Origin of the sequence: Herbaspirillum sp. SJZ107 (genome assembly GCF_006715485.1) — a bacterium.
Taxonomy (GTDB): Bacteria; Pseudomonadota; Gammaproteobacteria; order Burkholderiales; family Burkholderiaceae_D; genus Telluria.
The window spans coordinates 1,305,655-1,319,711 of record NZ_VFNH01000002.1; the positions used below are offsets into that span (position 1 = coordinate 1,305,655).

General features: G+C 53.7%; 8 protein-coding genes and 1 tRNA gene. 5 read left to right on the forward strand and 4 right to left on the reverse strand.

Features of this window, described 5'->3' with window-relative positions:
- Positions 1 to 4 precede the first annotated feature (4 nt).
- Entirely contained in the window at positions 5 to 1,324 is a 1,320-nt protein-coding gene (locus FBX97_RS15510) for a homoserine dehydrogenase (RefSeq protein WP_141833090.1), read from the forward strand.
- A 2-nt stretch (positions 1,325 to 1,326) separates the two neighbouring features.
- On the opposite strand, the gene FBX97_RS15515 is transcribed toward FBX97_RS15510, so the two are convergent.
- Positions 1,327 to 1,521: a hypothetical protein gene (locus FBX97_RS15515; protein WP_141833092.1), complete on the reverse strand. Its 195-nt coding sequence runs from the start codon at positions 1,519 to 1,521 to the stop codon at positions 1,327 to 1,329.
- Between the two features lie 299 nt (positions 1,522 to 1,820).
- Here FBX97_RS15515 and FBX97_RS15520 point away from each other — a divergent pair, with 299 nt between their 5' ends.
- The 4 genes from FBX97_RS15520 (at position 1,821) to FBX97_RS15535 (ending at position 8,887) form a co-directional block, all read left to right on the forward strand.
- Complete coding sequence (locus FBX97_RS15520) at positions 1,821 to 3,707, forward strand: MFS transporter (RefSeq protein WP_141833094.1); 1,887 nt, start codon at positions 1,821 to 1,823, stop codon at positions 3,705 to 3,707.
- An 89-nt stretch (positions 3,708 to 3,796) separates the two neighbouring features.
- Positions 3,797 to 3,873, forward strand: a tRNA-Pro gene (locus tag FBX97_RS15525).
- 955 nt (positions 3,874 to 4,828) lie between these two features.
- Positions 4,829 to 5,323 carry a site-specific integrase gene (locus tag FBX97_RS30490; protein WP_370457274.1) on the forward strand — a complete coding sequence of 165 codons (495 nt, stop codon included), beginning with the start codon at positions 4,829 to 4,831 and terminating at the stop codon, positions 5,321 to 5,323.
- Between the two features lie 636 nt (positions 5,324 to 5,959).
- Positions 5,960 to 8,887 (forward strand): DEAD/DEAH box helicase, encoded by a 2,928-nt coding sequence (locus FBX97_RS15535; protein WP_255517481.1) that lies wholly within the window; start codon positions 5,960 to 5,962, stop codon positions 8,885 to 8,887.
- Between the two features lie 328 nt (positions 8,888 to 9,215).
- On the opposite strand, the gene FBX97_RS15540 is transcribed toward FBX97_RS15535, so the two are convergent.
- The 3 genes from FBX97_RS15540 to FBX97_RS15550 form a co-directional block, all read right to left on the reverse strand.
- A complete protein-coding gene (locus FBX97_RS15540) occupies positions 9,216 to 9,464 on the reverse strand; it encodes a hypothetical protein (RefSeq protein WP_141833098.1) in 249 nt (82 codons plus the stop codon).
- Between the two features lie 681 nt (positions 9,465 to 10,145).
- Positions 10,146 to 12,143 carry an LPD7 domain-containing protein gene (locus FBX97_RS15545; protein WP_141833099.1) on the reverse strand — a complete coding sequence of 666 codons (1,998 nt, stop codon included), beginning with the start codon at positions 12,141 to 12,143 and terminating at the stop codon, positions 10,146 to 10,148.
- 10 nt (positions 12,144 to 12,153) lie between these two features.
- Entirely contained in the window at positions 12,154 to 14,055 is a 1,902-nt protein-coding gene (locus tag FBX97_RS15550; protein WP_141833101.1) for a type IV secretory system conjugative DNA transfer family protein, read from the reverse strand.
- Between the last annotated feature and the right edge of the window lie 2 nt (positions 14,056 to 14,057).

Genomic DNA, 14,057 nt, shown 5'->3' on the forward strand with positions numbered 1-14,057 from the left:
TAAAATGAAACCCATCAAAGTTGGCCTGCTGGGCATCGGCACCGTCGGTGCCGGTACCTTCCACGTCCTCCAGCGCAACCAGGAAGACATCCGCCGCCGCGCCGGCCGCGGCATCGAAATCACGATGGTCGCCGCCCGCAACCTCGAACGCGCGCGCCGCGTCGTCGACGAATATTGCGACGTCGTGAGCGACCCCTTCGCCGTGGTCAACAACCCCGACATCGACATCGTCGTCGAACTGATCGGCGGCTACGACCTCGCGCGCGAACTGGTGCTGCAGGCGATCGCCAACGGCAAGCACGTGGTCACCGCCAACAAGGCGCTGCTGGCCCAGCACGGCAACGAAATCTTTGCCGCCGCCCAGGAAAAGGGGGTGATGGTAGCCTTCGAAGCCGCCGTCGCTGGCGGCATCCCGATCATCAAGGCGCTGCGCGAAGGCCTGGCCGCCAACCGCATCGAATCGGTGGCCGGCATCATCAACGGCACCACCAACTTCATCCTGTCCGAAATGCGCGACAAGGGCCTCGACTTCGGCACTGTGCTGAAGCAGGCGCAGGAGCTGGGCTACGCCGAAGCCGACCCGACCTTCGACATCGAAGGCGTCGATGCCGCCCACAAGCTGACCATCATGGCCGCGATCGCCTTCGGCATCCCGATGCAGTTCGGCGGCGCCCACGTGGAAGGCATCAGCCAGCTGCAGGCGGTCGACCTGCGCTACGCCGAACAGCTCGGCTACCGCATCAAGCTGCTGGGCATTACGCGCCGCAGCTTCGTCGACGGCAATGAAGGGATCGAACTGCGCGTGCACCCGACCCTGATCCCGGCCGCGCGCCTGATCGCCAACGTCGAAGGCGCCATGAACGCGGTGCTGGTGAAAGCCGACGCCGTCGGCACCACCCTGTACTACGGCAAGGGTGCCGGCGCCGAGCCGACCGCCTCCGCCGTCATCGCCGACCTGGTCGACGTGACCCGTTCGGCCACGGTCGATCCGTACTCGCGCGTGCCGCACCTGGCCTTCCATCCGGGCGAGCTGGCCGACGTGCCGATCCTGCCGATGGACGACATCCGCACCAGCTACTACCTGCGCGTGAACGTGCAGGACCAGCTCGGCGTGATGGCCGACCTGACCCGCATCCTGGCCGACGCCGGCATCTCGATCGACGCCGTGCTGCAGAAGGAGCCGGGCGAAAAGGCACGCACCGACATCGTCATCATTACCCACCTGACCCGCGAAAAGTACGTGAATGCGGCGATTGCAAGGATCGAGGGATTGGCGACGACGGTGGGTAAAGTCGTGCGCATCCGTCTAGAAAGTCTAGGTTAAAGCTAGTTCCTGTAACGGCGCCTTGGCGGCAAACTCCATTGCCCGAGGAATTCGTTCGCGAATTCATCGATGCAGACGCCCGGCGCCGCATCTGCATCGAGTGAGACCGTGGTCAGCGCGAGCAAATCGCGCTCGACCTGGTCGAACAGCGCTTCACACAGGCTGTGCTCTTTAGGGGTGTGGTTAGTGGAATTCATGCGCAAATTCTACCTGCGCTGCAGTGCACAAGAAGCGCCGTCCGCCTTGTTCTTGTGGCCGCTCAAATCCCCCATCGTTTCGCGGCAATCTTTCTTATCCAGTCGCAATAGGCAGCCAACAACATATGGTTCTTGGTGGCATTTGCCGATACTCATGGGTCAGCGTCGTGCGCCCTGCCACCGGCGGTCGCAGGATGCGCGACTGTGCTTGATATGTAGCAACACCCTGTATTCAAGCCCATAGTTGTGCTGTAGATTACGCGTCTCGACATCATGAACGCCGACGCCAGATCCCAAGCATGAGCCACAACAGCCAATTTTCCCTGCTGACCCAGCGCCGTTTCGGCCCGTTTTTCTGGACCCAGTTCCTGGGCGCCTTCAACGACAACCTGTTCAAGACCGCGCTCATGGTGGTCCTCACCTACGACGCGCTGTCCTGGACCACGCTGCCCCCGAGCCTGCTCAACAACCTGATCCCCGGCCTGTTCATCCTGCCCTACGTAGTCCTGTCCGCCACTGCCGGCCAGGTCGCCGACAAGGTGGAGAAGGGCAGGCTGGCACGCTTCGTCAAGCTGCTCGAGATCGGCATCATGGCGGTGGCCGCGGCCGGCTGGCTGACGCACACGCTGTGGCTGCTGATCGCGGCGGTGGCCGGCATGGGCATCCATTCGACGCTGTTCGGACCGGTCAAGTATGCCTACCTGCCGCAGCACCTGCGCGCGGACGAACTGGTCGGCGGCAACGGCGTGATCGAGATGGGCACTTTTGTCGGCATCCTGCTGGGCGAAGTGATGGGCGCAGTGCTGGCCGGGCACGGCACGCTGGGCGTCGAGCTGGTGGCCGGCGGCACCCTGCTGGTGGCGCTGCTGGGGCTGGCGACCAGCTGGCGCATCCCGCCGTCGCCGGCACCGGCGCCGGACCTGAAGATCAGCAAGAACTTCGTGGGCGAATCGTTCCGCAACCTGTCGTTCTCGCGCAAGAACCGCACCGTGTTCCTGTCGATGCTGGGCAATTCCTGGTTCTGGTTCTATGGCGCCCTGGTGCTGTCGCAGTTCCCGCTGTTCGCCAAGGATTACCTGCACGGCGACCACAGCGTCTTCGTGCTGCTGCTGACGATCTTTTCGCTCGGTATCGGCAGCGGCTCGCTGCTGTGCGAAAAACTGTCCGGCCGCAAGGTCGAGATCGGGCTGGTGCCTTTCGGCGCCATCGGCCTGTCGCTGTTCGGCATCGACCTGTACTTCGCCAGCCTGGGCTACACGAACACGGCCGGCGTCGATGCGATGGGCCTGCTGGCCCAGCACGGCAGCGTGCGCATCCTGGCCGACCTGCTGCTGCTGGGCGTGTTCGGCGGCCTGTTCATCGTGCCGCTGTTCGCACTGATCCAGACCCGCTGCGACCCGCAGCACATGTCGCGCACCATCGCCGGCCTGAATATCCTGAACGCGCTGTTCATGGTGGCCGCCGCCGGCGTCGCCGTGTTCCTGTTCAAGCAGGGCTTCAGCATCCCCGAAATGTTCCTGACCACCGCGCTGCTGAATGCCGTGGTCGCCATCTATATCTTCTCGCTGGTGCCGGAATTCCTGATGCGCTTCCTGGCCTGGCTGCTGATCCACACCATCCACCGCGTGTCGACCGTGGACGTCGAGCGTATCCCGGCAGAGGGCGCCGCGGTACTGGTCTGCAACCACGTTTCCTACGTCGACGCCATCGTGATCATGGCCGCCAGCCCGCGCCCGATCCGCTTCGTGATGGACCACCAGATCTTCAAGACACCGCTGCTGGGCTTCATTTTCCGCACCGCCAAGGCGATCCCGATCGCGCCGGCCAAGGACGATCCGTGGCTGATGGAAAAGGCCTTCGTCGACATCGCGCATGCGCTGCACGACGGCGAACTGGTCTGCATCTTCCCGGAAGGTAGACTGACCCGCACCGGCGAGATGAGCGAGTTCCGTGGCGGCATCGCCAAGATCGTCGAACGCAGCAAGGTGCCGGTGATCCCGATGGCGCTGCGCGGCCTGTGGGGCAGCGTGTTTTCGCGCGATCCGGCGAATGTATTCGAGCGGACCTTTGCGCGCGGCTGGCGTTCGCGGCTGGCGCTGGCGGTGGGGCGCCCGGTGCCGCCGCAGGACGTGACGCCGGAGCGGCTGTACGAGCAGGTGCTGGCGCTGCGCGGCGAGTGGAAGTAGTTGCATGCACTTTGATGCACGAGCAGAAGATTCTCGTGTGACAAAATCCTAATGTTTTCGCCGGGCTCTGATATAATTGCAGGCTGGATCGGGGCGTAGCGCAGCCTGGTAGCGTACCTGCATGGGGTGCAGGGGGTCGGAGGTTCGAATCCTCTCGCCCCGACCAATGAATTCAAAGAGTTAGGCCAGCCTTCGGGTTGGCCTTTTTCGTTTGTGGCTGAGATGGTAAGAAATTCGGTAAGAAATTTTGGAGGCGAGGAATCTGTTGCAGTGGCATCGAATCACGATCAAGGGGCGAACGGCCTCTGCGCAATTGAAGGTTTTATTGCTTCCTAACTATAACAAAACGAACTTTTCTACAGGGCAGAAAAACACTGAATACAACAGGTAGGCTCATAATCCGGTGGTGCCGGGTTCGACTCTAGGAAGGCCTGCCAATACATTTGTGTATTGAAATCCAAGCTCCTACGAAAAATCGTGAGGGCTTTTTCATTGTGCTGCGCGTAGAGGTTACCTCAAAACCTGGCCTTTGCGGGAAAACTGCCGGAATGGAATGATTCGAGCCAAGCGTCTCCATGACGACTGGAAAATCACTAATCGCATACATCAAGAAACGTGGCGAGTACTGGCGTGCTGAGGTACGACACAAAGCACAAACCGACCTATCGAGCCCTCGACACCTAGGTGGAAGCTCAAAAGTGGACTCGTCGGGTCGAATCAGAAATCGACACTGACATCTACGTCGACAATTCCACCGCATAGGAATGACTCTGGGTGAGGCGCTAACGCAGTACCGGCGTGCCGTCGCGGCGAAAAAACGCCATCTCACCCAAGAGTATGGCCCCGTTGATCGCTCGCTCCGAAACGGCCTGTGCTTACGTACACTGGCAAACCTGAAGGGGGCCGATTTCGCGCGCTACCGGGATCAACGCCGGGCTCAGGCAAGGCAGAAAATACGATCAGGCTCAAGCTGCAGCTCGTGAGTCATCTTTATGAAATCGCGCGCAAAGAATGGGAAGAGAGGGTCTATTGAAGCCGCTCAAGAATATTTGTAAACCTAGAGTGAGCGGTGCGCCCGACCCTCGGCTATAACTTGGTACTACGATAAGATCAAAGGTGCCCTGGCTGATAGCGGGAATTCATACGCCGCGCCGGCATTCGACCTGGCGATCGAGACCTGCCTTAGGCAAGGCACTTTGTTTAGGCTGCAATGGGAGTGGGTCGACTTGGACAAGCACTTGATCAGGATTCCACTCTCCGCGCGCGGCGCAGAGAACAAGGGCGTTCCAGCAGCGTTGCCGCTATCGATCAAGGCGCACTTGGTGCTGCAGTCCTTGCATCCCGTCGACGAGAACGGGGCCCTGCAGGCAGAACCCTTTGGGCCGGTCCTTGCTACCACGCCTAGCGCAGTACGGTGCATCTGGAAGCAGGTATTGCCTCTGCTCGGTATAAAGAATTTACGCTGGCATGACCTCCGCCACGGGGCTGCATCCCATCTTTTCGAGAAAGGGCTGCATCCATTCGAAGACGCCAGTATCACAGGCCACAAAAGTACACAGATGCTAAAGCGGTATACGCCTCTCAAGCCGGAAAGTCTGATTGCGAAGTTGGGTTGAGTAAACGAATACGTCTTCGCTATCCCATGGGTATTGCGACTGTTCCTCGCCTCTAAACCAAATCTTTTTGCGGTCCACTTGGGGTGGCGCACAACGCCGTTTCGATGAGTCAGGGTTTATCGAAAAGGACTACTAGGTTCGACTAAGCATCTGAGTGGTTCGCATCGTCGCTGGCCGGGACGACCGGCCAAAGCGCTCCTACATGCGCGCACGAGGCGTGGGAGGCCTTAACGGCCATGCTCGCTCCCTCGCCTATCGGCATTGGTCCTCGGACTCGAATCGCCCCCACTAGCTAGTGTGACGTCCACGAGCCCAAGTAGGCTAGCCCGGGTTCCCAAGCACTCAAGTAGAGGCCGATGGCTCACCTCTACTGAACCCGGTCAGTACTGATAAGTTGCCAGCGCCCATGCGAACACCCCTTGAGCACGTCATCTCTGCATCTTTCGAGTTGCGCAACGCTTTCAGCCAGCATATAGATCCATAACCAAAAATTTCTCCGGACTATAGTTTTTGTGACTTTCTGCGTTGGATACTCTGCTATCCTTGAGGAAACTCTGCTGTTAGCGGACAAGCGCACAATATATCCGATCGAAATTTTCACAATAATTGGGGTGCCAGATGCCATTGGATGCAAATATGTATAACAACAATGAAGTATATCGCAGCTGGGTAGATCATCCATTTCGTTTTGTCGAGCCAAGCGATAAAAGTGAAAATCTGGGATTGCGGAAGCCGCAGCTTGGCGCGCTTTACACGGTACTAGCACACCTTGTCTCAGCGCCCCAGGAGCCTGCTACTATTGTGATGCCGACCGGAACTGGCAAAACCGACACCATTTCATCTCTAATTCTAGCCGGATTATTTGTTCGAACTCTCGTTGTCGTGCCATCTGACGCACTGAGAGACCAGATCGCAGAGGGTATTGTTGCATTGAGAAATTTGAGAGCAATGGGAGCGGTAAATGAGAGCGTAAAATCCGCAGTAGTTAGCAAAATCAATTCTGGGTTAAATGAAGAAGAAGTAAAAGGGCTGACTGCGTCTAACGTGATAATTGCAACGCCGCAATCATTGCAAAATTTTTCAGATCGAGCTCTGGAGCTATTAGCCACTTATTGCTCCCACGTTATATTTGACGAGGCACATCACGTCGCTGCGCATACTTGGAAAAAGGTTAAGAAGGCCTTCGCCGGAAAACCCTCGCTTCAATTCACCGCTACCCCGTTTAGGGAAGATAGGAAAAGCTTAGATGGAAAAATAATTTACCATTATTCGTTGCGTGAGGCGCAAGCCGATGGCTACTTCCAGGAGATAGAGTTCCATCCAGTTCGTGAATACAATCCTAAATTAGGAGATGAAGCAGTAGCAGGAAAAGCAATTGAGCTACTCGAATCAGATATTAAAGAGGGGAACGATCACTTATTACTGGTGCGTGCTCGTTCGCAGGCAAAAGCCAAGCAACTCTACGAAATTTACAAAGCGTTGACCAAACTTGACTTAGTTCTTATCCATTCTGGTGTTAAGGATAAGGATCAAATTTTGGAAAACATAAAAGCAAAGCAGTATCGTATTATTATTTGTGTCGCTATGCTTGGTGAGGGGTTTGATTTGCCAGAGTTGAAGATAGCTGCGATTCACGACCAGCATCAGTCTCCAGCTGTAACTTTGCAATTCATCGGTAGATTCACAAGGATTAACAGGAAATTAGGCGCGGCGAAATTTGTAGCCAACATCGCAAATCAGAGAATGGATGCGCAGATGGCTGAGCTTTATGAGGAAAGTGCAGACTGGAGTGCAGTCATTCGTGATGTTAGCGAAAATAAAATAGTCAAAGAAATAAAGCAGCAAGAATTTGCTGACCAGTTCAAAAATGATGAGGGCGGAAAGTCGATTTTGGCCTTGAATCCTTCGCCAAAGATCAGCGCAAGAGCCTACAGGTTGTTAAAAGATGATTGGCACCCTGAGAATATCGAAAACTTCGTTGCGCGAAAGGAGGAGGTAGAGTATTTCTCCGTGAACGAAAAAAATAATCTTGTTGTCCTCGTTACGAGTGCGCAGGTGTCAGTTCCGTGGGCTAACACTTCGGAAATTTCCAATGTAGAGTGGTTTCTCTACTTAGCTTACTTCCATGAGAAACTGAATACGCTATTTGTACATTGTTCTGGAGATGATGGACAAGCGAATCATTTCCGGAACCTACTTGCGAAAGAATCAAAGATAATCGCGGGTGAAAAGACATTCCGCACATTGCACGAAATTAAACTATTGAAACTGCAAAATGTTGGTTTATCACGAAACAATAAAGAGCTGCGCTTTACTATGTATGTTGGCAGAAACATTAACGCAATTATCGGGGATCTTGAAAACAACACTGCAACGAAATCCAATATTTTTGCGGCTGGTTATCTTGATGGAGAGCGGACAAATGCCGGCTGTTCTCACAAAGGAAAGATCTGGGAAATGGATTCTGGGCCGCTTAATCGGTGGGTCAATTGGTGCGATAAAGTGGCAAAGAAAATTAACGATGACACTATTGAGGTAAAAAACATAATAAACAATGTGATGCGATCCGAGCTTATAGCTGACTCATGGCCTACAGGATTGTTTTATGCTGATTGGCCAGATAGCTTATTGATTGAAAGTGAGTTGAAGATTCATCTCATTTGTGGTGGAGTATCGTATAACATGTTGGATGTGGTGCTTGGTGCGCCAAACAGAATATCAGATAAGGAAATTGAAATTAGTTTGTATTATGAAAAAAGCGAAATCGAGAAAATATCTGTCGCCAAAATCATATTGAGACTAGAGGCTGACGACTTTAGTGTGGAGTGCGGGGATGTGAAAATTTCCTTGCACGGTGAGCGCAGTTTTGCTGAATACCTGTATGAGAATCCATTGAAGTTGTTGAAACAAGATGGATCTATGATTTTTGGTAATTACCGATATTATTCTCCTGCTACATTGAACATAAAGATTCCAGAAGATTTAGTAATCTCATGGGATTGGGGAGCAACTAAGATTCAAAATGAATCCATGAGGAAAGAAAAAGATTTGGATACTGTGCAGGGGTTCACGTTTCAAAAGATTTTTGATCAGTACGATATCATTTTCAATGACGATGGTTCTGGCGAGATTGCAGACCTTGTCGCGATTAAAGAACGTGACGGCATAATTCAGATTGACTTATATCATTGCAAGTATTGTCCTGCTAATAATGGCGTAGCGACTCCTGGTGGAAGGATCGGGGATACGTATGAAGTTTGCGGACAAACATCTAGGTCGGTTAAATGGATGCACACTGGGGAGGCGTTACTTTCACGACTGCTAAAACGATTTGAAAAGTCGATCGTGTCGGAATTTAATAGAATGCTAAAAGGGGATATCTCTGAGATTGATCTTTTGCGTTACAAGTGTCGAGATCATGAAATGGTTCTCGGCTTTTATATTGTTCAGCCTGCAATTTCTAAGGCGCAGATAACTGATGAGCAGAAGGCAGTGTTAGGAACTAGTTACACGTATGTTAAAACTGTATCTGGAACCGATCTCAAGGTAATTGTTAGCGGCTGATTGGCGGGCGAGATTTAGTATAAAAAGGGAACTTTGATAATCACAGCAAAGTTCACTGGATATTTTTTTGAGAACGAAACACGTTTCAAAGAACCTATTGCTAGACTAACCGCAGATGGGTATGTCACTGATGAGGATTTTGGTGTTTCGCGTTGTTTGTTCGAAAGCGTATCCCATCGCAAGTTTGAAGAGGTCTTCCATAGACATTTTCCTGGGCAGCCCGTGGGAATGCACATGACATCAACCGCTTTCCGCCGTTTTCTTGGGGAGTATGTCTACGTTATCTATGATGAGTTGACCTTCTCACCAGTGGACCAATGGCCATGAGTTAAATAGCTATAGCTAACAACATGTTTTCAGCAAAGAGTCCAAAAGCTTTCTCGCATGTCGAGCCCACCGACATATCATATGTTCGCTGAGCGGCAATTACTTCGTCAACTGGACCTGCGTCACGGCACGCTACCGCCACCGCATTGACTGCTGCTTTAAAAGCACAGAACACGGGCGGAAAAGCACGTGGCTGAAATTCTAGATCGGCATCGATTTCGCCAATGATGTCTTCGATAATTTCATTCAAGACTACCTCGCAGGACGATACACTATGCACAGCCATAAACTTCCTCGATATCAGGTTGTTTTTTAGTTAGGAAGGTTCAACTGGCTGCATTCGGTTGAGCCCGCCGCTCAGAAACTTTTACGGGCATTAATGGCTAGGACTGTTGATTTAGTTAAAAAAGATGTGCCTACTCGTCGAGTAGAGATCGATTTTCAGGTGCTCGGAAAAAGCTCGGCGAAGAAGGAAATATTGCAACTCTACTGGGGATTGCATCTCTCGATGAAGCCTTCAGGTTTAACGTGTCATATCCTTATACGCCTACGACAATGGCCGCCCATGATCTACTTAAGCTAGTACAGGCTGGTCAGCCCTGTGATTTGGAAAAGGATTGCCTGCCAGTTGAGGGGGATTTAGGAGCGTAAGCTAAAAATTTGTTAAGGGTGATTTCGAAATTCAGTGTATAGAGAAATCACCCTGCAGCGACGCTTTTGATTTGACAGGGTTTTACACTTGTGATTATTTTGTTCGCATCTAGAACTCGCGGTTTTCTCTCCTCCATCCTTTAAAAACTCTTCGCCAAGTTTGAATCGTGGTGCCACGGTCTTCGATACGGCATTCATGTTCGGTCGTTTGTATCTTTGTATCTTTGTATCTTGATAACGTACGCCTGTGCACGTTATCATCAGATGTAATCTTCGCAGGTTATCTTTCTTTTGTTGGTTGTTTGATTTTCTGTGATTTTCCTAAATCAACAGACTTTGCACTGGGACGCTGCTCGGTGCTCTCCTTAATTCTGGTTGATGCGGTGAAAATCTTTGGGCCAGTAACCTGTTCCCCAACTGCGATTTTTTGGATTACATGTCGGCGGGCCATACCGACAAATTCGTCGCGCGCTGATTCTGGAAGGTTTTGGCCCGCAAAAGATTTTGCAGCTTCGATCAAGCCATATGCTCCAGCAAGATCAGGGTATTTTTTGACCACAAAGGTGGCTTTCTCGTTCGCAAACGACTTTGCTTTCTCTGCCAGCTCAGAACTGACCGAAGCCCCTTGGTTCGTCAGGTCATCCGCTCCTTTGACGGCCGCTTTGCTAAATTCTTTTGGATCATTTGATACCGTACGTTGATGAGCGAAAAAATCTGAGGTGTTTTTGTCTTTGACTGAACTTTTCTCGACGGTATTCTTTACAGGTTTGTTTGCGAGCTCAGCTAAATCGAGCTTCGAGGGCTGATAGCCTGCGACCTTTAGCCCATTATGCGCTGCTTCCATCCAAGTGCTGCGTCGGAACTCTTCAGCACCTTTGACGGTAATGCTATCCCAGCCGCGAGTTTTCGCTATCTCGACCAGCGAGCGAACTACTTCGGGATGGACCCCGTGCGTTGCCAGCTTGTTGCCATGATCAATGAAAGCTAGGCTCTTGTCAGGAAAATAGTATTGTTGTTCCACCTTGAGGAAACGGCGTATAACAGCATCCGGTACGGCGGTGGAATTCTTGTCTACTGGCGCGCGCGCCGCTACCGACATAGCGCCGCCAACTTCGGACGTGACGTGTACGTGCATTGATGGAAGCTGATCTTTTCTCCTCCACAAAATCCAGTTTACTACAGACCACATGAAATTTCGGCCGAGATTTGAACCGGATAGCGGAATGGATTCGTCATTGGCTTTCGACGTATTGCTTGGCTCAACGATTGCTCCGTGCTGGGGCACATCAACCACGGGGGATACGCGCAAAGGTGCAGTCTCACGTTCGATACTGTTCTCAAGGTGGATCGGTACATCGTTTTCGCCACCGCGTCGCGACTTTGTTTTGACGTTGCCTGACACCCCCATGGATACCGGAGGTGCAACGTCAAGCGTATTGGTATTGATGTCTATGCTGCGAAGTTGAACCGTCACCGGCGCATACATGCCAACCCCTTCGCGTCTGGGTGCATAGGATGCAACCGGTAGATTTCCAGTCTCTTGAGTAAGCAATACCTCGGTTTTCGGCATACTTAGCGTTACTGGCACCGCCAACTTCTCGCCGGCCACTTTCGTCAGTGCGTCAACGAATTTTTCGAACGCAGGGCTGACTGGGCGAGCACTCGCTCTCAGTAACGCATTCGTTAACTGGCTATTCTGTTCTAAAGAATGCATTTGCTTTAAATGATATTGTACAAATGCTTGGCTCTCGGTCGAAAGCTTGAATAGGTCAGCTGCCTTTGCATCTTGGTCTGCGAGAAAGCTCATTGCCTCCGGTGTGAGGTTAGGGATGTCCAGCCTGGGCCCAGGGTGGCCGACATCCGCGGTGGGCATTTGCGCTGATTTTGCTCGCGACTTACGTTTTGGTTTTGATGTTTCCGCTTCAGTCTCCAGTACGACGTCAGTTGATCTTCTTGTAGAAGTACGTTTCGCGTTTGCGGGTCTGCCATCGTTCTCGGTTATTTGGGTTGCCTTTCTTGTTGAAGAGGCGTCGGGAGATGATGTTTTAGCCGATCGAGCCTTACGCGTCGATTTGGCATTAGCATCATGAGGCGGCAACGTCTCTCTCCCGTCCATGGGCGGAGTATCGCGAAGGGCTTGGAGCGCCGGGTTAGAGTGAACCTTGGCAAGCCCAGAAACCAGGCCTGTTTCGTCTTCGGCAGCTTGGTTGCCAGCAGACTGATCGTCAGCCACGCCAGGCAACGGAAGAGTTTGCTTATCGTCATTCCGGGTACTCATGATTTCTCCTTTAAGCCTCAACTGCTGTCAAAAAAGCATCCAGAGTCTTTTGCAGGTCTTCGCCGGTCAGTTTTTCTCCTTTCGGTAAAGAGATGCTATCGAAGTTCACGGCGTAATCAGTCAGCTTCAGCTTGCTCAGCTTGGGCACATCGGCGGGCGTGATTGCCCGAGCAGAGAGGGTTTTGCCGGCGGTTGGCTGTTCCTTTTCCACTAACGGTGGAGCCGGTGGCATGTTGACTTCGATGGGCTCGACTGCCGGCACGATGAGGTTTGCGCGCCGCGCGAACACGCGTGTTTTCCAATACCAGATTTTTCGGCAAAAGATCGGAGGGATGTGTTCGACAAAGACAATCTGATTGTTCACTCCGATCATCTTCACTTCCTGTGGGTTGAGCAGCGCGCGTGCCGCCTGAGAGGTCGTGACACTGCCAGCGCGCATGCTTTTCGCCTGTCGCGAACGTGACATATTCTCGGTAGTGAACGTGCCTAATTCGCGTGAGATGTCGGTCGCGTAGTCGCTTTCGTTCGGTGCGTAGACAATGCGCGCGCCGCAACACGCGATGATGTTCTTCGTGTGGTCCGGCCCATAGATGGCGCGGATCTGCGGCACCGAGTGTGCGATCAGCAGCGGACGGATGCCATAGCCGCCCATCAACTGGATGCTGTTCTCAATGATGTTCATGCGGCCCATCGCCGCCCATTCGTCCATGATCGGCAACAGCTCATGCACGATGGTCGGGTCGTCCTCCGGCATTTTGTCCATGTTCGCATCGAGAAGCTGCGTGAAGAATAGGTTCATCAGCAGCGACAGGCGTCCCAGGTCTCCGGGCTGGACGCCCAGGTAGATCGACATTCGTTTACGGCGCAGTTGCCGAAGATCGAACGAGTCCGCGCTGGTTGCAGCATCGACAAGTGGATTGGTCCACAACTGTAGCTTGGCGGTGAAGGTCTTGCGGACCGACGACTGGGTTTGCGGACTAAGATTGATGAAGTCGTACAGCATCCGCTTGCAGGTCGCGGACAGCGGCTTTTTCGAATCGTCGCGTTCAGCGATGATTGCTTTCCAGTGGTCGCTGACCGAATCGTCGGCGCCATGCATGACCTGGCGGACCATTTCACCCATTGTGCGGGGTAGCGATGGCGTCTCGATCACATACAGTCCGATTCCCAAGAACAGGTCGCGGCACGACGCGGGCCAGAACGGATCGCCGGTCGCCGGGTCGGGCGACAGCTGATTGGCCAGCTTCTGCAAGGCATCCACGCACAGTGCCGGCTCGTCGGGCACGTAGTAAGGCGAGATCGGATTCCACTGCGCCGTCATGCCGTTGCGTGACAGCGGATCGAACAGGTGGACGTCGGACACCTTCGCCCTGAACCCGGCCGTGATCCGATAGCATTCCTTGCGCACGTCGTTCACTACCATGCTCCCGTGCCATGACAGCGCATTTGGTTGCACGAGGCCAGCACCCTTGCCGGAACGCGGCGGCGCGATGACGATCGCGCACAGCTGGCGGCCCAGCATCAGGAAGCGGCGGCCCCATCGTCCGATGACAATGCCCCGCTCTCCGAGCAGGCCGGCGCGGACCACCTCGCGCAGCGTGGCGAAGCGCGCGTCGCCGTGCAGCGAACGACTGACTGGACGCGCGAGGTAGACGATGCTTGCGATCGATGGCACCGCACCGGCTCCCAGGCAGCCGAGCAGCCAGTTGCGCGTGTACGGCTCCTGTCCGTATGCCATCCAGTATCGGATCACCGTCAGCGGTGTTGCGGCAGTCGGCGGCAACATGGGATTGGAAAGCCGGATAAGGAACAGGTAGCTGGCCAGGTATAGCGTTACCAGCAGGCCGGCCAGCAGCAGGCCCGAAAACGCCATCGCTTTATAGCGGGCACTGTCGATCGGTGTGATCAGCATGA